The sequence below is a fragment of the Lyngbya confervoides BDU141951 genome (assembly GCF_000817775.3).
In the GTDB taxonomy this organism is placed as follows: domain Bacteria; phylum Cyanobacteriota; class Cyanobacteriia; order Thermosynechococcales; family Thermosynechococcaceae; genus Lyngbya; species Lyngbya confervoides.
In genome coordinates, this window is the sequence record NZ_JTHE03000005.1 from 74,293 (window position 1) to 97,363 (window position 23,071).

The following is a 23,071-nucleotide window of genomic DNA, read 5'->3' on the forward strand; positions in this document are numbered from 1 at the left end:
CGAGCTAACTAAAATCTTCTCAACTGTTCAGATGCTTAGTAGCGATAGTGAGCAAATGCCTTATTTGCTTCAGCCATGCGGTGGGTTTCCTCCCGCTTGCGGATCGAGCCTCCAGTTTCGTTAGCAGCATCCATTAGCTCGTTGGCTAGCTTGCTAATCATGGACTTGCCAGAACGCTGCCGCGCAAACTGAATAATCCAGCGCAGCGCCAGTGCAATGCCTCGATCGGTTCTGACTTCCATGGGAACTTGGTAGGTGGCGCCGCCAACGCGACGAGCCTTGACTTCCACCAGCGGAGTTGCATTTCTCACCGCTTGCTCAAACACCTCCAGGGGAGGCTGCCCGGTTCGATCTTCAATAATCTTGAACGAGCCATACAAAATGCGAGTTGCCAAGGATTTTTTCCCGCTTTTCATCAGTCGTCGAATGGTCATGCTAACCAGACGACTGTTGTAGACCGGATCTGGAGGGACAGGACGTTTTTGAATTCGAGCACGACGAGACATAGAAATTCTTCCCTTACTGTGTTATTGATGGATGGGTGTAAACGGGGTAGCAATTAATGATTCAGTAGCTCAGCTCTCACATCATTCACAAGGCCTGACAGTACACGCCTAACACCACAGACCTCACGACCACAATTCAGCAACGCTTAAGGAATGATGAGCAAGACTGGACCCTCATGTTTGGCACGTTACGCCTTTGGCTTTTTCGCCCCGTACTTCGAACGACCCTGTCGACGGTCTTTAACACCAGCGGTGTCCAGGGTTCCACGGATGATGTGGTAGCGAACGCCAGGTAGATCCTTAACCCGACCTCCGCGGATCATGACCACCGAATGCTCCTGTAGGTTGTGACCAATCCCAGGAATATAGGCTGTCACCTCAAATCCTGATGTAAGACGAACCCGGGCAACTTTCCTCAGGGCTGAATTGGGCTTCTTTGGGGTGGTGGTGTATACCCTGGTACAAACCCCGCGACGCTGGGGGCAACTCTTGAGTGCTGGTGACTTCGTCTTTTTCTGAGCGCTACTTCTTTCGTTGCGGATCAGTTGCTGAATAGTGGGCATGGATGGGTTGGAATCTATTTACACAAATCCTAATCATACCGATAGGTGGCGATCGCTGTCAACGACTCTCCAGGCTCGGATGAAAAAGCATGTGGCACAATTCACTCAAGGCTATTTGGATCACCCGTGAAGCATCGCGCCCTAGAAGGATTTCAATTTTAGAGCTTAAGGGTGGTGCCAGCACTTTGCCGCAAAAGCCTAAGGCGCACAAAGTCTAAGCTGCAGCAGTAAAAGTGCGTTGAGTTCCAACCGGTAGCCCGTTTATCCCCCGAGACCAGGAAGGTTCAGGCCATCCGTGAGCGCTTCCATGCGTTCGCGCATGGTTGAAGTGGACTGGACGTAAGCATCTTTCATGGCCGCAGACACCAGATCGGACAAAACTTCCAATCCTTCGTCATAGGCTTCTTGGGTAATCTCGACCCGAAGTGGTTCCTGGTTGCCGCTCATGACAACCTTAACCAGCCCGCCGCCCGCCTGACCGGCAATTTCCATTTTTTCCAGGTCTTCCTGAAGCTGCTTTGCCCCCTCTTGAACCTGCTGTGCTTTCTTCATGGCTTCGGCTAGCTCTTTCATTTTGCCGAGTCCAAAACCAAATCCTTGTCCTTGTCCCATGTTTTTTTGCCGATAAGTATTCGCTAAATGATTTGTAAGAGAGTGGAAACTGAGGGTTAGCTTGGGATTTAGAACCCTGCTGCGATCGCGGAGAGCGGCTAGGAGGTATACAACAGGGGATGCCCCCATGCGCCGATCCTGAATGGTTTGAATTCAGGGTGCCCGAACTTCAGGATTTCTAAACCTCAAAGTTTTCTGAGCTTCAGGGATCACCATAGCAGTTGCCTGACCTGAGTGTGACAGAATCTCTCAGAAAAGCAAACCACCCTGGGGCTGATGGCTGATTTTACACCAGGGAGGAGGGAAACTCCCCCAACATTTTAACTTCCGGATGCAGTTTAAGCCCCCACTGTCGATCAATCACCTCTTGAATATAGTGAATGAGCTGATAAATATCCCTGGCTGACGCCTCCCCCAGGTTAAGGATAAAGTTAGCGTGTTTTTCGGAAATTTGGGCACCGCCCAATTGATAGCCCTTCAGTCCCGACTGTTCAATGAGCCACCCAGCGGATTGGGGTTGGGGATTGCGAAACACACTGCCGCAGCTTGGCCAGTCATAGGGTTGGGTGGTTAGCCGGTGGTCCCGATGGGCCTGGGTCTGCTGAAGGACCGATTGGGGATCATGGCCTGGATGGAGTCGAAAGACGGCTTTAACCACCAGCTGGGGATGCGTCTGCAAAATCGACGAGCGGTAATGGTAGTGCAGCTGGGAATTTGAGAGAATTTGGATGTTGCCATCCCCGGTTAAGATGTGGACTTCTTCGAGATTGTCAGCAACGCAACCCCCATGCGCCCCTGCATTCATGACGACGGCTCCACCAATCGTCCCTGGAATGCCCACTGCCCACTCAAAGCCTGAGCAGCCTTGCTGGGCAGCTTGGGTCGACAGTCGCGGGATGGTTTTACCTGCCTCTGCAATCATCAGGCCCGTATTGGGATCGATGCTGTGGGCCTTGAGATGCTTCGTGATCATGACAAGCCCCGGCAAACCGTGATCGCTAATTAACAAATTAGAGCCAGCACCGAGAAAGGTGATCGGCATCTTTTGATCCAAAGCCCATTGATACACCTCTTGGAGCTGGTCGAGGGTATGGGGCTGGGTCAACCAATCCGCTGGCCCTCCCACACGAAAGGAGGTGTAGGGGGCTAGCGCAACGTTGGATTCCAGAAGAACACCGCTATCAGGAAGCGTAATCACATTGGATGCAGGGGCTTGCATGAACCTTAGAGATGAACAGCAGAGGAGAGGTGAGATGGATTGTCAAAAACATCCAAAAGACCGGGTATGACAGAATTCAAATTGCCGGCTCCTAGAAAGAGAATTAAATCGCCCGGTTCCGCATGATTGGCGAGATACTCTGTAACATCTTCCAGGCGAGCTTGGTAGATGACATTGGGATGCTGTTGGGAGATAGCATGATGAATATCAGCGGGAGTAATGCCGACGGTGTTAGGTTCTCCAGCGCTGTAGACATCGGTGACGATCACTTGATCGGCATCTTGAAAGGATTGGCTAAACTGTTCCAAAAATGTGTAAATTCGGCTATATCGGTGGGGCTGAAACACCGCAATAACCCGCTTCCATTGATCAGTGTGGGTGACCTGTAGCCTGGCTGAGGCCAGAGTTGCGGCAACTTCGCTGGGATGATGGGCGTAATCATCAACTAAACGAATGCCCCCAGCCTCTCCCCGAATTTCAAACCTGCGCTTGGCCCCTCCAAAACTGGTCAGACCGGCTGTGATCTTCTCAAAGTTAACGCCACACTGCCGTGCAATGGCAACCCCTGCCAGGGCGTTGGCCAAATTGTGCTGTCCTAATAATGGGACCTGAATGTATCCAAGGGGCTGACCCTGTTCCCATACCTGAGCAGAGGTTCCCTGGGCATTAAAGGTAACGTCGGTCACGGTGTAGTCTGCACCAAAGTCCGGATTCAGGCCGTAGGTGAGAAAGGAATGATGAGGATACTGGGGCAAAAGGCGATCGCGAATGCGTTCGCAGTCGAGACAAACCAGTGTGGTGTGGGATCGTTCGACTAGTGCTTGGAAGGTCTCGATCACCTCCTCAAGAGATTGGTAGTGGTCTGGATGATCGAGTTCGATATTTGTAATGACACTCAACCAGGGCTGAAACTTAACCAGCGATCCGTCAGATTCGTCAGCTTCGGCTACCAAAAATGGGCCGTGGCCGCTGCGAGCATTGCCGCCCCATGTACCCACCTCACCACCGATGATCACGGTGGGGTCAAGGTCTGCCTTGACCAGAAGATGACCAATGATGCTGCTTGTGGTGGTTTTTCCATGGGTGCCAGCCACTGCAATACTGCGGCTAGCCGCCTTGATAAATGCGGCTAATAGGTCGGATCGATGAAACATCGAATAGTTCCGGGCAACGGCGGCTTGATATTCCAGGTTAGTGGCTTTAATGGCCGTCGAGCAGATAATTTGGGGGGACAGGTCCCGAAAGTGATCCAGGTTTTCGGCCACTTGGGACTGAAAAATTTGAATGCCCAGGGTCTCCAACTGTTGAGTGACTCGATTTTCTCGAACATCGGATCCGGACACAGGAATGCCCCGCTGCGCCAAAATATAGGCGAGCGCAGACATTCCTATCCCACCAATGCCGACGAAATGAAAGGGGCGGCCGTCCAATTTGACCGTCTTTTCCATGCTATGCTCTGCCACTGCAACTGAAACCGCTTTTCTACACGCGACATCATATCAGGAAGCTTTCCGTTCGACACAACAATCCACCCGCTTTAGGAGCCATGCAGATCCCAACAAAGCGCTTCGGACGAAAAGCCTCTGTACAATCTGTGTCTCTAGCACAGATCCCCTAGCAAGGCCAAGGGCCCCAGGCGGGCCACAAGATTTCCCCCAGGAATGGCTGATCCTAGCTGAGACTGTTGAAATGAATTTTAATTTGGTAGGATAAGCACCAATTCATGTTCACTTGCTCTCACGGTAAGCAGAATTTACCGGTGGTTTCACTGAAATCCTGCGTTTTTTAAGGATGAAGCCCCATCGTTGATCTCTCAAAATGTCCAAGGGGCAGAGGAGGGTAAATGGGGCCGATAATGTCTTTCTGGTTTGTCTCTATGATTTAGTGAAGGAAACCGCAGTGTCTAACAGCCCTGACAATCATCAATATTTACGCAGGCGTCGTCGACTCGTTAAACGCCAGGGTCGGTCCGCGACAACCGAGGCTGAGAAACTGCGGACAGAGCGTTTGAAGCGATTTAACAAGCGTCGAGCTGCTCTACAGCGTCGACAGCTTAAATCTCGCCACGGGCGACCGTCAGTTCGCAGCGCGGCCTCCGCCCAACCGCGCTCGGCGGTCTTGATGGGAGCTGCGCAACCCCGGCGTCCTCGGCGCCCTGTAGAGCATCGTCGTTCAAGCTACCAAGGCAACCGATCTGCGAAACCTGCTCGTCCGATGCCGCGATCGCGCCGAGGGAGCCATCGTCTCGGACCGCTGCATCTCCTGCGACTGTTGCTCTCTGGTCTGGGAGTGGCCTTGCTTGCGGGAACGGCCATTGCAATTTTTCATCCTGAAACTGAGCCAGTGATGACTCAGGCTGAGTTTGGGGCCGTACAATCCCTCTCCCAGGGGGAAGCTCCGGCGGGGCAAGCTCAAGGTCAACAGGAGAATACAGCTGAGACAATGCCCCAGGTCAGCTTTGAAGCTCCGGGCAAAGAGCTGCGTCAGGTTAAACAAGAAGTGGAGGCTCTGGCCCAAGCTCAGGAGGGATTAGAGACCGGGCTGTTTTTCCTAAACCCGGAAACACAAGAGTACTTGTCAATTCGGGGAAGCGAGGCCTTCCCAGCGGCCAGCACGATTAAGTTGCCCATCTTGATTGCTTTTTTTCAAGAGGTGGATGCTGGGAGGGTGAAACTTGATGAGCAGCTGGTGATGCGGGAAGACTTAAAGGTTGGGGAAGCCGGATCGATGCAGTATAGCGAGGTGGGGTCAAAATATAGTGCCCTGGAGACGGCCGACATGATGATTACCATTAGCGATAACACCGCCACCAATATGATCATGGATCGCCTGGGAGGCAACCAGGTTCTCAATGAGCGATTTAAGTCTTGGGGCCTAGAGCAAACCCGCATTAATCAGCCCCTGCCAGATCTAGAGGGCACAAATACAATTAGCCCTAAAGACTTAGCGATCTTGATGATGAAAGTAAGTCAGGGGGACATTCTGACGGCCCACAGCCGCGATCGCGCCCTGGAGATCCTGCGCAATACGGTGACCGACACCCTGCTGCCCCAGGGACTTGAACCAGGGGCACAAATTGCTCATAAAACTGGCGATATTGGATCGGCGGTGGGAGATGCAGGACTGATTGATATGCCCAATGGGCAACGCTATGTGGCTGGCATCATGGTAAAGCGCCCTCACAATGACCCCCGCGCCCAGGAACTGATCCGAAATATTTCTCGCCTGACCTATCAAGCCTTTAGCAAAACTCAGCCTTGAGTCGCCTGATCTGGACAGGCATCTTGAAACTGAATTTTTGTCCCTGTGCAGCCAAGACAGGACACAGGTGGGACTACTGGGGTTCCAAAGCTGGAAAAACGAAACCGCTACAATGGGGATACTGTTTTGAGCAGCGTGGCGGGTGCGCTGAATGAATCTTCCCCGGTGTGTGAATGCGTTTTATCGATCAAGTCGAAATTAAAGTTCAAGGCGGCCAAGGGGGAGACGGCATGGTTGCCTTTCGCCGGGAAAAATATGTACCGGCCGGGGGGCCGGCCGGGGGGAACGGTGGCCCTGGCGGGTCAGTCATCCTGCAAGCCAATCCCGAACTGCAAACTCTACTAGATTTTCAGTATATTCACGTCTTTCAAGCTGAAAATGGTCAGCGAGGCGGCCCGAAAAATCGGACTGGGGCGGCGGGCTTAGACCGCTGCGTAGAGGTTCCCTGTGGAACATCGGTCTATGATGCCCTCTCTGGTCAGCTGCTGGGGGACTTAACCCAGCCGGGACAAACCCTATTGGTGGCCGCTGGAGGAAAAGGCGGGCTAGGGAATAAACATTTCCTGAGCAATCGCAATCGCGCCCCGGAGCATGCCTTACCCGGCTTGCCGGGGGAAGAGCGACTCCTGCGTCTAGAACTCAAGCTTCTGGCTGATGTGGGAATCATTGGTTTGCCAAATGCTGGGAAGTCCACGCTGATTTCGGTTCTCTCCGCCGCCCGACCAAAGATTGCTGACTACCCGTTTACAACCTTGATTCCTAATTTAGGAGTGGTTGCTCATCCTAGCGGCGATGGGGTCGTGTTCGCGGATATTCCAGGGTTGATTGAGGGAGCACATCAAGGCGTGGGATTAGGTCATGATTTCCTGCGCCATATCGAACGAACTCGCCTGTTAATTCATCTCATTGATGGCACCAGCGATGCATTTTTGGAACATTACCGCATTATCCAATCGGAGCTGATGGCCCATCCCTCAGATTTATCCGGCAAGCCTCAACTTCTGGTTTTGAATAAATGTGATGCAATGGATCCGGACTGCTTGCAGCAGCGGGCGGAGTGCTTGGAGCAAGAAACGCAGCAATCGGTTTTGATTATTTCTGCGGTGGCGAAAATTGGGCTTGATCCACTCCTTCAGCGAGTATGGCAAAATTTAGAGAAAATGCTAGCTCAATCTTGAAATCGGGAAAACTAATCCTAACGGAAGCCTTCGAATAGTGATCAAAATCATGGCGGACTTAACGATGACGTTGGATCAAAATAAGCTGTTGCTGATTGATGATGACTCGAATCTGCTGTTGCTCGTCAAGGATTACCTGGAACTACGGGGCTATGATGTGATCACCGCCACGAATGGCCTAGAAGCATTGCGCGTCCTAGAAAAGGAGAACCCTCACCTAATTATCTGCGATGTCATGATGCCGGAAATGGATGGCCATGCCTTCGTCCGCAAGGTTCGAGATAATCCTCATACCAGCTTTTTACCGTTGATTTTTCTGTCTGCTAAAGGGCAGACAGAAGACCGAGTTATGGGTCTTAACCATGGAGCGGATGTATACATGGTTAAGCCCTTTGAGCCGGATGAGTTGGTGGCTCAAATTGAGGCATCCCTGAAGCAGGCATCGCGAATGATGCAGGCTAAGGGACCGGAGGTAGGGCCAGAGGTTTCTATCCACGTTCCCTTCGATGTGGAACTAACGCCTACGGAGAAAAAGGTTATCCAGCACGTAGCGAAGGGGCTATCGAATCGTGAGATTGCAGCCCAGCTTAGCGTTAGTCAGCGCACCGTTGAAAGTCACGTCAGCAACATGCTTGGCAAAACGGGGCTGGGTAATCGCACTGAACTAGCCCGTTGGGCCATTGAGCAGCGAATGCTATAGGGATTAGCCCTCCTGGATCCCAGGTACAGCTTTGGGTCCTGTTCAAGCGATTTTGTGCTCAGTTCCGGGCAAAGTCTAGGCGGAATGAGGAAGGCATCTTTTTTAAGGGTTGCTGATCAGCCAGATGGCGTGTCGTCACGCTCCCACCACCAAAGCCCTCCCATGGACAAAACCAGGCCGATCTGGAGTAACAGGTTTAGCAGCATTTTGGAGCTGCTGTCTCCAGCTAGAATTTTGACCGCAAAAATGTAGGCCCCTACACCACCAGAGAGGGCAAAACCGGCATAGAAAAAACGCCGGATGGGTTTGTAAGGCGATCGCAACTCCGCCTGGAGTCGCTGCAATTGTTCCGCAGAGAGCCTTGACTTAGGTGTCTGGGAAGGTTTGATCATGGCAAAAGGGCCTCTGTCTCAGGCGATGATGGCTCAGGCTGAGGAGCATAGGTCTTGGCAGCTGCTTCACAAGCTTCTATGACAGTTACCAGTTCACGCTCGAAACTGAGCTGGGCACGGTTGGTTCGCCCCCCCAAGTACAGTTGACCGGCATCGGATAAGGCCCAAATTTGAGAGTGGGAGACATAGCTCATGAGGACGCCGAGAATTAACAGACCACAGCCTAGATACAGCAAAGGAATACCGGGATCTGACTTAATTTGTAAACCCGTACTCCCCACCAACTCATCCACGGTGAGTCGAATCCCCTCAATTTCTAGGGGAATCCCGGTGCGGATTGAGGACACCAGGTTTCCGGCAGTATCGTAAACCATCACCGTACCTTGGAGATCGCGGGCTAGGAGCGTTACCCCAGCGCTCATATCGGGTTTAATGGGCACCCAAGTCCCCCAAATGCGTCCGATGTCCTGACCTTGAGCGCTGAGAGAAGCCATGGGAAGTTGAAAAACGGGGCTGTTGTTCACCCGAACCTTGGCCGCAGCAATGGCCCAGTCCGTTTGATAAAAGGTCACACCTCCATAGGAAAGCGGCTGATTCACGTGAATGGTTTTGTGCTTAAGTTCCTGCTGTTGGGAATCGATCACCGATAGGTCAGAGTAAAACTGATCGATCGATCCATCCGGTAGATAGTCAATCCAGAAGCGGTTCACCTTTACGCCCCAGTCCTGGGGAATTCGGCTTTGGGCAAAGGGACCTGCCTGGACAATGTTGCGCACTTGAAATTGCTGACCGCTGGGAACCATCTCCTGAGCCATGAAGCCTCCCAGGGCTCCTACAATACCGCTCAGCAAAATGAGCAAAAGGCTGATGTGAACAATGATAGGGCCAACCCGTCCTGCAATGCCCTTCCGGGCGTAGAGGGCCGATCCCTCCTGATAGACCCGATAACGATGCTGCTGTAATAGGGCCTGCAGGTGGAACAAATCCAGGGTCGGCAGGACAGTGCTCAAGGCCAATTTCTCAAACTGACGGGGCTGGCGATAGAACTTCCATCGGCGAGCGGAGGTCAGTGCCGGCAGTTGATGAGTAAAGGTACAGGCGACTAAACTGGCGCCAAAGAGGATTAACAGGGCCAGAAACCACCAGGTGCGATAGACGTGATCGAGGCCTATCCCCACCAAGACCTTCCAGGTTAAGAAGCCAAAAAGGGCTGGTGACTCTGGATAATTGGCCTGGTAAAAGGTGAGGGACTGGCCCTGCTCAATGACGGTGCCAGTAATGCTAAAACCGGCGATGAGCAGCAGTAAAATAATGGCTAAGCGCAAATCTGCGAGAATTGGGAGCACATTTTCCCGAAATCCTTTACGTAGCGTATGGAGAAGACCTAGGCGGTCGGAATTGAAAAGGGGGGTCATTACCAAAGGGGGTCAGATTGAGGATCGTTGGACCCGCCCCAAAGTGGCTCTGGATTGGCCGGGGCCGGGGCCGGTTCCTGATAGGCCGGCTCTGGGGAGGCGGGGGGGGGTTCTTGATAGGAAGACCTATCCTCAGGATAGTAAGGTTCAGGCGCAGCGGCTGCTTGGGAAGGAGGGGGATCGTACAGTGGGGCAGCGGGCTGTTCGGGGGTTGATTGACGAACGGCAGATCGCTGCCGCCGAGCTTCCTCTTCTGCTAAAATACCGTCAATTTGCTGGTTAATGTTCTTGATGTGGGCCTGGTAATCCTTCATTTTTGTTTGGGCCTTTGTGAAAACAAAGGACGGCTTTGGAACGCTTTCCAGAGATTTCAGGGCGGCCTGCCATTGGTTGCGATTTTCCTCTAGTGCCTCCAGTGTCTTGGCTTGAGCCTTAGCCTTAAAGGCGATGGTGGCCTTGGCGATCCCTTGCCTATACTGATTTTCAGCCTTGACTTCCTGATCAATTTTTTGATTGAGCACGGTGAGCTGATCTTGATAGGTGGCCAGCTGGGGCTGGTCCTCAGCGGCTATGACTTGATTGGAACGACTCCTAACCTGTTCAATGGTTTGCAACGCAGACGTCATCGTATTTTTCAGACTCCGTAGATCAGCAATGGACTGGGCCGACTTAATCTGAAGACTGATTTTTTCTAGGGTTTGGAGGGCCTCTGCATAGCTGGAGCGGGCTTTAATTGAGGCAGAGCAGTTGCCTAGGGTTGAACAGAGGGGCCGAAGGTGGGGACTCCCCAGAGCCAAGACAGTTCCGGATAGAGCGATCGTCAACCCACCACCCAAGACCCAGCGTAACTTTCTGGATCCGAAGGACCCTGACTGGGGTTTGGAAGGTTCCGATGCTTTTCCCACGAGTATCTGGGTGGCGGCGGATAGCTCAGCCTCTGACCCAGATTGCAGACTGGCGGAGACCGTTGCTTCACTCCCCTGAACCGGGCCAGCCTGTTGAACAACGGTGGGTTCAGGGAGGGCTGCGGGTGAGAAGACGGCTGTGGGGGGAATCGAAGGAGTGGGCTGGGCGACGGTTAGCGGATCTGGAGTCTTAGAATCGGGATCTCGTAGATCCGTTGCCAGAGAATCTCCGGCGTTCGGGGGAAATATCTCCTCGGCCTGTGACTGTCTCCAAGCCTGAAGATCTGCCAAGGCCTCCGAGGCATTGCGGTAGCGCTCTCGGAAGTCATACAGCACCATTTTGTTGAGAATTGCGGCAAGACCAACCGAAACGGAAGTTTGATCCTGCCAGCAAATTTCCCCAGTTGTTTCATCCTCAGGCAGTTCCCCCAAACTGGGGTTTAATCCTGTGAGTCCCTGAATCGCAATCATGCCCACCGCGTAGACGTCGCTGCTGGGGCGGGGACTCCCTCGGAACTGCTCGCTAGGCATGTAACCGGGAGTCCCAATGACCACGGTATTGGGCTTCAGAGAAGTTGTACTCATGATTTGGGTCGACACCTGTTTGACGGCCCCAAAATCAATCAAGACTAAGCGCCCATCTGCAGCTCTGCGGATGATGTTTGAGGGCTTTATATCTCGATGAATAACGTTATTTTCATGAACAAAGCTCAGAATCGTCAGTAGATCCTGGAGTAAATCCATGACTTGAGTCTCCGTGAACGGCGCTCCCGCCTGCAATTCTTCCTCTAGACTGTGGCCCGCAATATACTCTTCTACCAGGAAAAACTCGCCTCCATCTTCAAAGTGGGCGAGGAGTTTAGGGAGCTGATCGTGATGCCCCAGTCGATGCAGGGCTTTTGCTTCTGCATCGAAGAGACGCTTGGCGGTTCGGAGAGTGTCATCTTGCTGCTGCGTGCCCATGTGGAAGCGTTTGACCACGCATTGATATTCATCCGGCAAATGTTCATCTTCGGCCAGGTATGCTTGGCCAAATCCGCCTTGACCTAACTGTTTGATAAGTCGATAGCGACCCGCAAGTTTTTGGCCCAGCATTGAGAGTCTCCCTATGGCAAGACGATAAAATGGTACTCCGGTTGCGAATATTTTGACACACCTGTACAGAGGGATGTGTGACTTGGCGCATCGCCTTGGGAGGATATCTTGACCCTTGACTACCTAACCTTTCCGTCTCCTCAGCCGGCCTCGCACGCGCTGGTCTTGCTGCATGGATGGGGCGCCAATGCTCAGGATCTCGCTCCGCTAGTTGAGATGCTGGCGCTGTCAACCTGTACGGTTATTCTACCCAACGCCCCCCTTCCCCATCCCTACTCTCTTGCAGGGCGGATGTGGTATGACCTGGAAACGGGAGAACATTTTGACACTGCCTGCAGTGAGTTGGAAGAAGCGCTTCAGATTTTGGCGGAGCGCCTGAAGCTTCCCCTGAGGAATTTGATGCTAGGGGGCTTTTCCCAAGGTGGAGCCATGGCCATGGCCGTGGGCTGGGACCTGCCCCTCGCGGGCCTAATCAGCCTGAGTGGATACCTGCATCCATCGGCGTCTACGCCGGTGCCTTGGCCCAAGCCTGTGCTGTTGATCCATGGTCAGCAAGATCCTGTCGTGCCTATTCAAGCGGCCCATCAAGCCCGACAACAGCTAGCATCCTCCGGATTTTCTGTGGAATACCTGGAACTGCCGATGGCCCATGAAATTAATGCCCAGGCCCTTGCGGGAGTTCGGCGCTTTATCCAGGGAGTGCTGGAGCAGTCAGGGCCGTAGTAGAGAAAATCAACCTAAAAAGCTCGACGTTGATGCTCCTTGCCTCTGAGGCCCTATCATACTTCGGCACTATTCCTAGGCACTCACCGTGGGACGGTAGAGAACGTTCCGCGTGGCGACCATGGCGCTGACGAGCTGATCCATCTCTTCCTTGCTGTGCAAAGCGTTGGCTGTAATTCGCATCCTTGGCTTCGCAATAAACCAGATAGGCGAAATCCAAATGCCATGCTTTTCGAGCATAATGCGGCCAAATTCCTTGGGGTTGATCTCAGAAGGCAGCAAAACTGGGACGACATTGGTTTCTCCAATTGCTTCAAAGCCATGCTCTCGCAGCTGCGATCGCAGATACCTGGCGTTGGCCTGCAGTTTTTTCACAAGTTCTGGCCGCCCCTTGACCTGCTGAATGCTGGTCAAGGCCGCTGCGGTGAGCGGAGGCGGGAGCGAAATGGTGCCAATGGAGGTGGGGGAAACGTTTAGCAGCGGCTTGAGTTCTTTGACGTCACTGCTGATTGCTGCTCCGGCAGATGCCGCAAACTTGGAAAAGGTGGTCATGATCAGGGGTACGATTCCCCGATCAGCAGGATACTGAGGAGTTAGGCCAAAATGTTCGTAAATTCCCCGTCCCGTAGCACCAATGGCCCCACTTGCGTGGGCTTCATCCATGACCAGTACGCTGTCGGGATAGGGGCGTAAAGCCTCAATCATTTCAGGAAGGGGCGCAATGTCTCCGTCCATGGAGAACACGGCATCGGAGACGACCAAAATGCGATCGCCAGGCCTGGCATAGCGCTTGAGCTTTCTTGCCAGGTCTTCCATGTCGCAGTGGCGATAGGCCTTCACCCGTACTCGAGGGCTATATCCAAACACTTTTCCGGATCGGGTGCCGGCATTGACAACGGCGGAAACAATACAGCCATGGTTCAAAACATCGGTTAGAATCAAGGTTTCGCGCGTATGCTCGAAACCTGGCACCGGAATAGCCAAATGACAAAAGGCGTCCATCAGCGCCTGCATCGCCATCCAAGCATTGAGAAAAAGTTGAGTATGAGCTAAGTGCTTAAACTCAGAAATCTCATCCTCAAGCTGGCGATGCAAGTCAATCCGACCGCTGAGTACGGAGCAGGAGCTATTAGAGGTTCCATAACGCAGGATGGAATCAATGGCAGCTTGCTGAACTTTAGGGTCCTGCACCAGCCCTAACACATCGTTGGTACAAAAGGTTAAAACGTGGTGCCGCTTGCCTGTTGCAGACTCTTCAATGTCGACAAAGTTGCCCTCTTTGTGGTGGCAAATGTACTCGTCAGGGTCTAGGCCACTGGCATACCAACGTTCAACGTATTCCTTTACGACTTGCACTACAAACTCCCTAAACCTCGATATGTGATCAGCCTAACCACGATGGCTCACTAGTCTACTAATTTCCAACCCCAGCATTCCCCAGCAAAGACCTTTGACCTCAATGGGTCCGGAATGCCCGCAAGTACGGATATTAACAAATTTTGAAGGGTGACCTTCGTAGCTCATTTGCACCGGTGCGCTGAAGGAGAAACCCAAACACGCACCTAAGATAGGAGGACTAACCACGCCATGAATTTGTTGCTGACAAGCAAATGAAATATCTTCTTCAGAAGTCGGTCAATCTGCACAGCGTCAAATTGAATCCCTCCGAGAATAAACCATTTAAGCGGTAAACAACAGGAAAGCACAGAAGAGCTAGATCTGTTGCGATATACATTACACCATTTTTTGGGGTAGTCGTGGAATTTTCAAAGGCGAATTTTTTTTCCCATGGGGGCGCAGTGCCTGGCTCATGGGCTAGGCCGTTGGCCTACCCATTGATTTTTCGACTAGAAGGGTATAGTGAAGATCGTTGTCTAGACAGATGTGGGTAAGGAATTGACGGCATGGTTGCAGAAATCGGATTTGGTCGCTGGCCTAGCCCGTGGTTGATGGGTAGTCTCTTTTTTGTGGCGGCCTTTGTCTTTGCGAGTTTTGTAGAATATTGGATGCATCGGTTAATGCACGCCTCGGTGCGCGTTGGTGCAAAGCACCGGGATCATCACCGTCGCAATGAAGGCCAAGGTGTGATCAAAGAATTTAGGGACTACGTGCTGGGAAGTTCCCTGGCCATGGGAGTCATGTTTTTTGTTTCCATGAGTGCTGGCATCGGTTGGCTTGCAGGCGCGCTAGTCTATGCTGCCTTTTCAGCCTATGCCCATCAGCTTCAGCATGAAAACCCAAGGAAGTGTTTTTGGATGAAGATGCCGGTCCACTACGTCCACCACAAGTACGGCATGTGGCATCATAACTTCGGACTGGCTGTGGACTGGTGGGATCACGTGTTCGGAACCTACAAGGCCATCGATTGGCTCTCCGAAGATGAGATGAATCGTCTTCCGCGAGGTTACCTGGAATTACGGTGGTGGTAGATTGTCTGGTGTTGTAGCGATTAATTGCGTCTATACCGATGGAGCCTGCTCGGGTAATCCCGGCCCTGGCGGCTGGGCGGTCGTGGCGTACTTTGAAGATGGCTCTGTGCAGGAAATGGGTGGGTTTGAGGCTGAAACCACCAACAATCGGATGGAGCTACAGGCGGCGATCGCGGCCCTGCAGTTTATTGCCCAACATCCGAGCGCTCAGCGTGTCGAACTGTACACCGACAGTGAATATGTCAAAAAGGGGGCGACCCAGTGGCTGGAAGGCTGGAAGCGTCGCAGCTGGAAAACGGCTCAGGGTAAGCCAGTGCTCAATCAAGATCTGTGGATGGCCCTAGATCGGGTTCAGCGAGATCAAGTGGACTGGTTTTACGTCAAGGGTCATTCTGGCAATCCTGGAAATGAGCGATGTGATCAAATTGCCCGCGGCTTTGCCCAGGATCAGACCTTTCCCCTCAATCAGCCTGCTGGCGGGTCGGTGGTTCAAACTTCACCCTCGAGTCAGCCGGTTCTCGCGCAATCTCACTCCTCTCTATTGCCGATGATGCACTCTCACGACTCCCATCATGATACCGTTGATATCTCGGCTGACCAGGCCCGCATGCAGCGGCTTCAGCATTTACTAGAGACCCTGAAAATAGCCCAGGACATTGCCCAAACGGGTTTTTTGATCACCAGTTCGGAGCTGGCCGATTTGATGCATGTCCATCCCAGTGCCGTTACGAGTCGCGGCGAGGCGTGGGTCTGGCGCAATTGGACAGTTTCTCGGGTGCGTCGCGAAAGCAATCAAATCCTCTGGCAGCTTCAGGAGGGGGGGGAACCCTAGTCAGGGTTGCTGTCCATGGCACGGATTGGCAAAACGTGAAAGATTTCGGATAGAACCGGTCATCTTAACAACAGTGACATCCCATGCAATCCCCTGGGATGCGGACGGTGAGGCGTAGGCCTACCTAGTGTTGTGGTGCGGGGCATGGGTGCCCATTGCGTTTTTCCCTTGAATCCGTAGGACGTTAGAGTCATGGCTGATCGATCACTTTTTCCCTCTTTGTTGCTGGTTTGCAGTGGTGGCCTAACCACTGTGGGCCTGCTTTTTTCTGGTTTCTGGGAGGCTTCAGCGTTGGCCGAAGCTGGACTGTACTGGAGCGAATCGGGGCAAACGGCTTCTTGGGTCATGCCTCAGCCCGCTTGGCCTGGCGAACCGTCTGAGCCTCAAGTCTCCCTGGTGGCGGAGTCCGATCTCTCTGGGGCTCAACCGCCAGATTCGTTGAACCCCTTTGAAGAGGAAACCTCCCTAGGCCTAGCGTTGTCCGCGGAAGCTCAGGCACGCCTGGACTTACTGAAGCAGGGAGATGGGCTCTATGAAGCGGGTGATCGGTCAGGTGCTATGGCATTGTACCGCCAGGCGAAGCAAGCTGCCGCTCCGGTGAGTTCGAGATCCTCAAGACCGGATCCCACGTTTTCGCCAGACTACAGTGCAGCGGTTAAGGTCTACTGGCGAGAAGGAACTGTGGGACTTGAACAACAGCTTGAGAGCAAGGCCGTGGTTCCCCTCACCATCCTGACGGAAAAATATCCAGAGTTTATTCCTGGCCATCTCAAGCTTGCCGAGGCTCACAATCACTATCAGCGCCCTGAGGCCGCCCTAGCTGCCCTAGAGCGGGGGGCGAGCGCCTATCCTAACGTGCCAGAGTTACAGGAGGCGTTAATGCAGCAGCAGGCAACAATGATGCGTTGGCTCCCAGCTGCAATCACTGCCCGGCAGTTTGCGGCGCTCAATCCCGATCACCCACGTGCCAGCGAGTTTGCCGAGCTAGCTGAGGTCTATCAACAAAAGTTTAGAGCCACCCTGCGGGAGGATATAACCAGTAACACCATCGGTAGCGTCTTGACAGGAGCCTTGAACGTGGGTCTAGGAAACCCGTTGGGGGTGATCTCTCCAATTCAGAATGCTGTGGTGATGCTGCGAGGAGAAAATAGTGTCGGTGCCTCTGCGGCAAAGTCCTATCAAAAGCGGTTGGAGATGTTAGAAGATGAGGCGGTTAATGACTATATCAGTCGCATTGGACAGAAACTTGCGGCGGTGTCTGGGCGAGACCTGGACTATGAGTTTTTTGTCGTCAATGATGAAAAGCTCAATGCCTTTGCCCTTCCCGGCGGCAAAATTTTCATCCATAGTGGTGCAATTCTAAAGAGCCAGTCTGAGGCAGAACTAGCGGGACTGATTGCCCATGAGCTATCCCATGCGGTTCTTTCCCATGGATTTCAGGTTTATACCAATGCCAATGCCACAGGGAGCCTAACCCAACTGGTTCCCTTTGGAGGTTTGTTTTCGAAGGTGGCTGTCACTCGGTACAGCCGAGAGATGGAAGAACAGGCAGATTTGTTGGGAACGCGTATTTTAGCCAATGCCGGTTATGCCGCCGATGGTCTAGAGAATCTGACCCGTCGGTTGACGGCGGAGAAACCGGAAAGGCGAGGGGCATTTTGGCTCTCGACCCATCCGGAGCCTGAGAATCGGATTGAGTACATCTCGGCATTCATTGATCGCAATGGCTATAACCGCTACAGCTATGAAGGGGTAGCGCCCCATCAAGCCATGCAGGCCAGGGTGCGATCGGCGCTGCGATCGCTAGAGGAGGTGGAGGAAGCAGAGGAAGTCAAGGTAGAAGCAGAGCTAGAGGGCGATCGCACCGAGCTGCTGGAACCGTAAACTCCCCCTAATTTGTCCTTTTCGCCAGATCCCTTTCGCCAGACAGGCGGCGGGTGTACCCTCACCTGCCTGAGTTTAATTCACGCTAAAGTAGGCGGAAGCATTGGTTTTTGCATCGTGGCGGTTTCGGTTTTTCTTCTAGCGGTTATCTTGAGCCTTTGGATCGTTAGGCTGTTTGTTGTCTATCCGTTCCAGCTAGCCCACTGGCTTCAAATTCCGCAGCTTTTATGGTGGGGACTGTTGTTGATGGTGTTTGCCTGGCTCTTTGGGGATAAAGCACGGCCACCTAACCCGTAAGCCCTCTCATCCATCCCTTGAGACCTACATTTGCCTGGGAATACGGACGTGCAAGGGTCCCAAGAACAACTTTTAATCTGGATGGTCACCGCTATCGCCGTGGGGGTGATCTGCGGATTATTCATTGTGCTGGTGGGGCTCTTATTTCGTCGTCAACAGCTGGCCAGCCGTCCGATGGAATTCGACGATCTGATTGTGTCGAACTGCTTGGGTGGAAGTTCCCTTCGATGCAACCACCCGTGGGAAGATTCGGGGCCAGCTTGATAATCGCACCCTAAACTGTATGGCCTATTCTGATGGTTCTCATCAATTTTAAGTTGGAGAGGCGGTAATTGTGGTGGGTATTTCGGCCCAAAAAGTGTGGGGGATTCCCGTCCCGTCCCTGGAGGGAGGGTTAGGAGCCGACAAAACGCCCTCAGGAATAGTCCTGGAGGGCGCACGCCTGTTGAGACGAGAAATTGGAGATTGGAGTCGGGGGACTGCGGGGGGGTGCCCTGAGCCAGCACCAGTTCCTCAGGTCCGTCGTTTGATAGGCTGATAGTAAATCTTGGTTCCCTCATCACTAATAAAGTGGCAGTCCCAAAAGGAGCGAATAAAGCTGGTCCAAATGGGATCTTTGGCAACCCGATAATGTTCTCCCAGGACAGGCTTGATGGCCTCGGTTGCCGTTTTAAGGTGATAGTGAGGGATACTTAGGAAAATATGATGCGCGACGTGGGTGCCAATATTGTGGTGGATCGGATTAAAAATTCCGTAGTCGCGATCAATCGTTGAGAGTGCCCCCTTCAGAAAATACCAGTCCTTCCCTCGGTACCAGGGAATATCGGTTTCGGTATGGTGCAAGTAGGTCACCAAATCCAACCAAACGATGAAGACGAAGTAGGGAACCAGATAGAACTTTAAGAGGCTCAAAAACCCAAACTGAATCCCAAAAAGAATCAGACCCACCACCATTAAGCCCCAGAGAGCAGTGCTGGTTAGCACATCCCACTTTTCTGAAGGCCGGAACAGGTCGCTGCTGGGAAGAAAGTGAGATCCTTTCCGACCTGGCGATCGCTTGAATAGATAGAGGGGATAGGCAAACAGGAGCAGATAAAATCGCACCAGCTTCTCAGGCCAGTCCATCGCATCGTATTTGGATTCGGGGACAGGATACCAGCTCTCATCGGTATCGATGTTGCCCGTGTTGGCATGGTGGGTGCGATGGCTAATCCGCCAACCGTGATAGGGCACCAAAATAAAGGTGTGCGCTAGATGTCCAATGAAATGATTGAACCTGCGGTATTTAGAAAACGAGCCGTGGCCACAATCATGCCCAATGACAAATAGCGCCCAGAACATCGTACCCTGAGCAAACCAGTAAATTGGATAAAACCACCCGGCATCAATGACTGCGGCCAGAATGAACAGACCTGTAATGACGAACACATCCCAAAAAAAATAGGCGAGGGATCGCCACAGAGAAGATTGAAAACAAAAGGCGGGAATGGCCTGACGAACATCTTGCAAGTCGAAGGGCAGATCAACCGTCCGACCGGAAGGATTCCTGGGCACGGTGGGTTCAAGGACAGGGGAATTTGGCACGAAACCTCTAGGTAGACGGACAGAAGGCAGCAGAGATATGGCTACAGATCCACTGCGTAGATTTCCGCTATTCTACCCTGATCGAGAAACATTTCTTAACATTAAATTCCGGTCTGGGCCCACAATGGGTAGCCCTAATCCTGACTGGGGCCATTAGGGATTACCTAAGAACTCAGGGAGATAGAGCCGGAAGAGGTACGGGGATTTCCGCTGGACCTGGACTCTGGAGAAGACTCTGGATCGGGACTCTCGGAGTTCTGGGCTGTGGGGCTAGATCGCTTCAAAATAATCATTTCGTGGCCCAGGTAAGGGCTGCGGGCCACCCGTTCATTTTGGGCGTCCCGGATGTCAATGTTGGCGTAATCCAGGCGTTCAATCTTAGAAAACAAATTTGCGGCCAATTTATCCTGCACCTTACGGTCCAGCCCATACCAGCGATTGCTAAGAGTCACGGTGACCTGATCCCGCTGAGAATTCACCGACACCTTCTGTATTAAGGCACCCCCGTCCTCTAGGGCGCGGTTGCTGGCCACGACCAGTTCTGATTTCAGAGCGATGAGATCCGGGCCCGATGCTGGCACAACCGGGGCTGGAGACATCTGTGGGGCGGACGGCATCCCTGGAGATCCCGCAGGGCTGGGGGGGATGGGAATTGCGGGTTTCGGGGAGGACAGCGGTTTAGAGACTGTCGAGGGAGTCCCCGGTGGCGGTGACGGGAGGGGCTTTGGCGCTAGGGCTGGCGTCGGAGAAGGAAGGGGTTTGGGTGAGCTGGCAGCGGTGGGACTTGGCGAGGCCTTGGGCGTGGGAACCGGTTTAGGGGAAGGACTGGTCAGGGAGGGTTTGTTTTTGACTTCCGGGAAGGTTAGATCAGACTGCGGCGCCTTGGCCTGGCCAGGACTTGTAAGGGAGGAGAAACACCACCATAGTGCCAATAGGGTTGTGAGGATTGCCACATTGAGAAAGCGATCGCTCAGTTGTCCAGACAAGTCCTCGGGAAGCTTGCGACGTAGGAAGGCCAGCACCTTTGCCCACAGGGGACCCAACTGGCGCTGCAGCCAGGGCTGGATCCTTTGCCAGAGGGGAACGACCTTTGCCTTGATCGGATCGACCCTTTGCTGAACCTTGTGCTTAAAGTCCGTGGGCAAGATCTGGACAAACTTGCTCCAGGCAACGGGAAACCCGCGATCTAGCATGAACTCAGTGCAGCGGTTCCCCAGGAGCAGGATTTGGGTGCCGACTGTTTGGAGAATGGGCTTAGCCTGGGCCCACATGATTCTGGCTACCTGCTTGGCTTGATCGGCAGCCGCAGGAGACTCCAAATTGGATTGGGCGGTGCCGGCGGCTGTTGCTGAGGTTTTGGGGGCTGGGGTTTGGGCAGTTGCCGGGGAAGGATTCTCCTTGGCCGTTGTTTCTGCTTCTGGGGCCGGGGTTTCCTCGGATCTAGCCTCACCGGACTTAGGCTTTTCTCCAGACGTCGGATCATCCCCAGGGACGCCATTGGGATCTTGTTCAGGGGTTGCGTTGGGATCGGAAGTCATGGGCAGCTTTAGATAGGGGACCGAGCCAGCCAGCTAAGCCAATCGTGCTGGCACATACAGCCAATCTACCATCTTTGTTTGAACGGGCCTGGGTTTCGGCCTGGGATGCAATTCTTTGTTTACATTCAGCGTTTACATTCAGCGGACAGCCCTAGGGATGAGCCGTCATGGCTGGCAATTGACGGACCCGAAACAGGAGAAATTCAGATGGAAGCTTGGGATCAAAGCCGTTGTCGCTAACTAAGATCAAAGATCGACTGCCGTCTGCGAGCAGGGGACCGAAGGTCATGCCCTCCAAGTTTCCAAGGGGAAAGTCCAGCGTCGAGAAGTTAAACAGCAGCCTTTTTTGAATAGGAATCAGGTTGCCTAGCTTTTCAGGCAGCGCCTCAAGGGTGCGAATGTCTGAAGCCATGGCGACGGCACTCTGAAACAACTGGGCACTGAAACTGTGATTGACTGGGTTGACAGCCCGCTCCAGGGACAGAAAATGTCCCCCGGAATCGATTGCCAACAATTCACTCAGACCGTTGAACAGGCTGCCCAAGGGCGGAAGTTCCAGGGGATAAAGATGCTCAGCTACCACATAGGGATCGCCCACACCAATCCAGTAATGCAGCAGCCTCACCCCCAGACTCGGCTGGCTCGGGTCGGGAGGGGCATCTTGCACGAGGGGGGCTTCGGTGGCGGAAAACAGGCGATCGCCCTCTGGCGTCAACGTGAGCGATTCAAAGCCCAGGTTCGGATAGATACCGCTCACCGCTTGCTGATCCTGTTCTATAGCTTGAAACCGCTGAGGGGTGGGGAGGGTAGTTTTCAGGTTGCCACTGTTTGCATCAAAGGCCGCAAATAGAGCCGGGTGGTCTGAGCCTGAACCTTCACTGGCAACATATACCCACTGATTGGAGCCCAGGGCAAGGCCTTCTGGATCCAGGGTAATGGATCTGCCATCCTGGGTTTGGGGGGCTTGGAGTCGGATGACCTTCTGCACCGCAATCGGACCAAACTGGGGCGGTTGTGTCGATTCGAGAGGGATAGCCAGACGGTAAATTCGCGGATTTTCCTTGGCATCAGCAAGCGCCAGGTAGGTTTGAGTTTGCCGGTCGTAGGCAATCGCCGAGATCCCACCCAGGGTTGTGTCCTCCACGGTGGTTTGCAGCAGTTCGTAGCGGTCCAGGTACTCGATGGATAGATTCAAAAAGGTGCGAGCTTCGGCGCTGATTTCCGGGAAGGTACAGCCCCACAGACAGATCAACGTGAGCACTGGAATCAGAGTTTTCAGAGCGAGTCGGTTCATACAGTAATAGACCTTCAAACGTATCCAGACTCAAGCCTGGACTGCTAGAGTGATGAAGCTTAGCATTTCTCCATACGCATTCCATGGTAACGGCTCTTTTCTCAGGCCTTTTGGGGTTTACCTTGCAGTCTCCCGGTGCAGAACTGCAGCTGGGGCCTATCTCTCTGCGCTGGTACGGCATTTTAATTGCATCCGCAGTGCTCCTAGGCGTGGTCTTGGCCCAACGAATTGCGCAGCGTCAGCACATTAAGCCCGATCTGATAAGTGATTTGGCCATTTGGCTGGTCATTGGTGCCATTCCCGCAGCCCGGCTTTATTATGTCCTGTTTCAGTGGCCCTACTATCGCGAAAATCCCGGTGAAATCATCGCCATTTGGCATGGTGGAATTGCGATTCACGGCGCAATTTTGGGAGGTATGCTGGCAACCTTTTTGTTCTGTCGTCTCAAGCAGCTGTCCTTTTGGCAAGTGGCTGATACCGTTGCCCCCTCCTTGATTTTGGGCCAAGCTATCGGTCGCTGGGGAAATTTTTTTAACTCGGAGGCCTTCGGGGCTCCCACAGATCTGCCCTGGAAGCTTTTTATTCCCACAGCACAACGGCCAGGGGGCCTGAAGGATGTGGCCTACTTTCATCCCACATTTCTG

21 protein-coding genes are annotated in these 23,071 nt (G+C 53.2%); 9 read left to right on the forward strand and 12 right to left on the reverse strand.

The features are described 5' to 3' along the window. Nucleotides 1-35 precede the first annotated feature (35 nt). The 5 genes from rpsG to murC form a co-directional block, all read right to left on the reverse strand. Complete coding sequence (rpsG, locus tag QQ91_RS00990) at nt 36-506, reverse strand: 30S ribosomal protein S7 (protein ID WP_166278887.1); 471 nt, start codon at nt 504-506, stop codon at nt 36-38. A gap of 188 nt (nt 507-694) precedes the next feature. Then, complete coding sequence (gene rpsL, locus QQ91_RS00995; RefSeq protein ID WP_166278890.1) at nt 695-1,069, reverse strand: 30S ribosomal protein S12; 375 nt, start codon at nt 1,067-1,069, stop codon at nt 695-697. A 261-nt stretch (nt 1,070-1,330) separates the two neighbouring features. Then, nucleotides 1,331-1,681: a YbaB/EbfC family nucleoid-associated protein gene (locus QQ91_RS01000; protein WP_166278893.1), complete on the reverse strand. Its 351-nt coding sequence runs from the start codon at nt 1,679-1,681 to the stop codon at nt 1,331-1,333. 286 nt (nt 1,682-1,967) lie between these two features. Next, the gene (gene murB / locus QQ91_RS01005) at nt 1,968-2,900 is read right to left on the reverse strand and encodes a UDP-N-acetylmuramate dehydrogenase (protein WP_166278896.1); all 933 of its coding nucleotides are present in this window, start codon (nt 2,898-2,900) and stop codon (nt 1,968-1,970) included. A 5-nt stretch (nt 2,901-2,905) separates the two neighbouring features. Beyond that, the gene (murC, locus tag QQ91_RS01010) at nt 2,906-4,285 is read right to left on the reverse strand and encodes a UDP-N-acetylmuramate--L-alanine ligase (RefSeq protein ID WP_250833218.1); all 1,380 of its coding nucleotides are present in this window, start codon (nt 4,283-4,285) and stop codon (nt 2,906-2,908) included. A gap of 433 nt (nt 4,286-4,718) precedes the next feature. Here murC and QQ91_RS01015 point away from each other — a divergent pair, with 433 nt between their 5' ends. The 3 genes from QQ91_RS01015 (at nt 4,719) to QQ91_RS01025 (ending at nt 8,039) form a co-directional block, all read left to right on the forward strand. Continuing rightward, a complete protein-coding gene (locus QQ91_RS01015) occupies nt 4,719-6,161 on the forward strand; it encodes a serine hydrolase (protein WP_250833219.1) in 1,443 nt (480 codons plus the stop codon). 173 nt (nt 6,162-6,334) lie between these two features. Next, nucleotides 6,335-7,339 carry a GTPase ObgE gene (gene obgE / locus QQ91_RS01020; RefSeq protein ID WP_166278902.1) on the forward strand — a complete coding sequence of 335 codons (1,005 nt, stop codon included), beginning with the start codon at nt 6,335-6,337 and terminating at the stop codon, nt 7,337-7,339. A 49-nt stretch (nt 7,340-7,388) separates the two neighbouring features. Continuing rightward, the gene (locus tag QQ91_RS01025; protein ID WP_166278905.1) at nt 7,389-8,039 is read left to right on the forward strand and encodes a response regulator transcription factor; all 651 of its coding nucleotides are present in this window, start codon (nt 7,389-7,391) and stop codon (nt 8,037-8,039) included. Nucleotides 8,040-8,155: 116 nt separating this feature from the next. Here the strand turns inward: QQ91_RS01025 and QQ91_RS01030 are convergent, their stop codons facing one another. The 3 genes from QQ91_RS01030 to QQ91_RS01040 are packed head-to-tail and all read right to left on the reverse strand — an operon-like array spanning nt 8,156 to nt 11,846. Continuing rightward, a complete protein-coding gene (locus QQ91_RS01030) occupies nt 8,156-8,431 on the reverse strand; it encodes a DUF3493 domain-containing protein (RefSeq protein ID WP_166278908.1) in 276 nt (91 codons plus the stop codon). Continuing rightward, nucleotides 8,428-9,846, reverse strand: a complete 1,419-nt coding sequence (locus QQ91_RS01035; RefSeq protein ID WP_166278911.1) for a cytochrome c biogenesis protein — start codon at nt 9,844-9,846, stop codon at nt 8,428-8,430. Before QQ91_RS01035 ends, QQ91_RS01030 begins: the two co-directional genes overlap by 4 nt. Further along, on the reverse strand, nt 9,846-11,846 hold the full coding sequence (locus QQ91_RS01040) for a protein kinase domain-containing protein (protein ID WP_166278913.1): 2,001 nt from the start codon (nt 11,844-11,846) through the stop codon (nt 9,846-9,848). Before QQ91_RS01040 ends, QQ91_RS01035 begins: the two co-directional genes overlap by 1 nt. A gap of 108 nt (nt 11,847-11,954) precedes the next feature. On the opposite strand from QQ91_RS01040, the gene QQ91_RS01045 reads away from it, so the two are divergent. Beyond that, nucleotides 11,955-12,569, forward strand: coding sequence for an alpha/beta hydrolase (locus tag QQ91_RS01045; protein WP_166278915.1), 615 nt, complete (start codon nt 11,955-11,957; stop codon nt 12,567-12,569). Between the two features lie 75 nt (nt 12,570-12,644). On the opposite strand, the gene QQ91_RS01050 is transcribed toward QQ91_RS01045, so the two are convergent. Further along, nucleotides 12,645-13,925 carry an aminotransferase class I/II-fold pyridoxal phosphate-dependent enzyme gene (locus tag QQ91_RS01050; RefSeq protein ID WP_166278918.1) on the reverse strand — a complete coding sequence of 427 codons (1,281 nt, stop codon included), beginning with the start codon at nt 13,923-13,925 and terminating at the stop codon, nt 12,645-12,647. A 548-nt stretch (nt 13,926-14,473) separates the two neighbouring features. On the opposite strand from QQ91_RS01050, the gene QQ91_RS01055 reads away from it, so the two are divergent. From QQ91_RS01055 to QQ91_RS01070, 4 genes are all read left to right on the forward strand, one after another. Further along, nucleotides 14,474-14,998 (forward strand): sterol desaturase family protein, encoded by a 525-nt coding sequence (locus tag QQ91_RS01055; protein ID WP_166278921.1) that lies wholly within the window; start codon nt 14,474-14,476, stop codon nt 14,996-14,998. Between the two features lies 1 nt (nt 14,999). Then, nucleotides 15,000-15,830 (forward strand): ribonuclease HI, encoded by an 831-nt coding sequence (gene rnhA / locus QQ91_RS01060; RefSeq protein ID WP_166278924.1) that lies wholly within the window; start codon nt 15,000-15,002, stop codon nt 15,828-15,830. A 192-nt stretch (nt 15,831-16,022) separates the two neighbouring features. Further along, complete coding sequence (locus tag QQ91_RS01065; RefSeq protein WP_166278927.1) at nt 16,023-17,714, forward strand: M48 family metallopeptidase; 1,692 nt, start codon at nt 16,023-16,025, stop codon at nt 17,712-17,714. Between the two features lie 345 nt (nt 17,715-18,059). Next, a complete protein-coding gene (locus QQ91_RS01070; protein ID WP_166278933.1) occupies nt 18,060-18,275 on the forward strand; it encodes a hypothetical protein in 216 nt (71 codons plus the stop codon). 249 nt (nt 18,276-18,524) lie between these two features. Here QQ91_RS01070 and QQ91_RS01075 read toward each other — a convergent pair whose 3' ends face one another. The 3 genes from QQ91_RS01075 to QQ91_RS01085 all read right to left on the reverse strand — a co-directional run bounded on the left by QQ91_RS01075 (nt 18,525) and on the right by QQ91_RS01085 (nt 22,427). Beyond that, complete coding sequence (locus QQ91_RS01075; protein ID WP_166278936.1) at nt 18,525-19,595, reverse strand: DUF3474 domain-containing protein; 1,071 nt, start codon at nt 19,593-19,595, stop codon at nt 18,525-18,527. A gap of 164 nt (nt 19,596-19,759) precedes the next feature. Beyond that, nucleotides 19,760-21,133, reverse strand: coding sequence for a hypothetical protein (locus tag QQ91_RS01080; protein WP_166278939.1), 1,374 nt, complete (start codon nt 21,131-21,133; stop codon nt 19,760-19,762). A gap of 151 nt (nt 21,134-21,284) precedes the next feature. Continuing rightward, entirely contained in the window at nt 21,285-22,427 is a 1,143-nt protein-coding gene (locus QQ91_RS01085) for an esterase-like activity of phytase family protein (RefSeq protein ID WP_166278942.1), read from the reverse strand. Between the two features lie 83 nt (nt 22,428-22,510). Between QQ91_RS01085 and lgt the strand changes: the two genes are divergently transcribed. Further along, on the forward strand, nt 22,511-23,071 hold a 561-nt coding region (gene lgt, locus QQ91_RS01090), incomplete at its 3' end, for a prolipoprotein diacylglyceryl transferase (RefSeq protein WP_166278945.1).

Bases quoted from the DNA above. Each gene is read 5' to 3' on its own strand.
- QQ91_RS01030 (WP_166278908.1), bottom strand. From the start codon at position 8,431: ATGATCAAACCTTCCCAGACACCTAAGTCAAGGCTCTCTGCGGAACAA.
- QQ91_RS01080 (WP_166278939.1), bottom strand. From the start codon at position 21,133: ATGACTTCCGATCCCAACGCAACCCCTGAACAAGATCCCAATGGCGTC.
- QQ91_RS01000 (WP_166278893.1), bottom strand. From the start codon at position 1,681: ATGGGACAAGGACAAGGATTTGGTTTTGGACTCGGCAAAATGAAAGAG.
- QQ91_RS01035 (WP_166278911.1), bottom strand. From the start codon at position 9,846: ATGACCCCCCTTTTCAATTCCGACCGCCTAGGTCTTCTCCATACGCTA.
- QQ91_RS01065 (WP_166278927.1), top strand. From the start codon at position 16,023: ATGGCTGATCGATCACTTTTTCCCTCTTTGTTGCTGGTTTGCAGTGGT.
- murC (WP_250833218.1), bottom strand. From the start codon at position 4,285: ATGTCTGCGCTCGCCTATATTTTGGCGCAGCGGGGCATTCCTGTGTCC.
- rpsG (WP_166278887.1), bottom strand. From the start codon at position 506: ATGTCTCGTCGTGCTCGAATTCAAAAACGTCCTGTCCCTCCAGATCCG.
- QQ91_RS01040 (WP_166278913.1), bottom strand. From the start codon at position 11,846: ATGCTGGGCCAAAAACTTGCGGGTCGCTATCGACTTATCAAACAGTTA.
- QQ91_RS01025 (WP_166278905.1), top strand. From the start codon at position 7,389: ATGGCGGACTTAACGATGACGTTGGATCAAAATAAGCTGTTGCTGATT.
- QQ91_RS01085 (WP_166278942.1), bottom strand. From the start codon at position 22,427: ATGAACCGACTCGCTCTGAAAACTCTGATTCCAGTGCTCACGTTGATC.
- obgE (WP_166278902.1), top strand. From the start codon at position 6,335: ATGCGTTTTATCGATCAAGTCGAAATTAAAGTTCAAGGCGGCCAAGGG.
- murB (WP_166278896.1), bottom strand. From the start codon at position 2,900: ATGCAAGCCCCTGCATCCAATGTGATTACGCTTCCTGATAGCGGTGTT.
- rpsL (WP_166278890.1), bottom strand. From the start codon at position 1,069: ATGCCCACTATTCAGCAACTGATCCGCAACGAAAGAAGTAGCGCTCAG.
- QQ91_RS01015 (WP_250833219.1), top strand. From the start codon at position 4,719: ATGTCCAAGGGGCAGAGGAGGGTAAATGGGGCCGATAATGTCTTTCTG.
- QQ91_RS01055 (WP_166278921.1), top strand. From the start codon at position 14,474: ATGGTTGCAGAAATCGGATTTGGTCGCTGGCCTAGCCCGTGGTTGATG.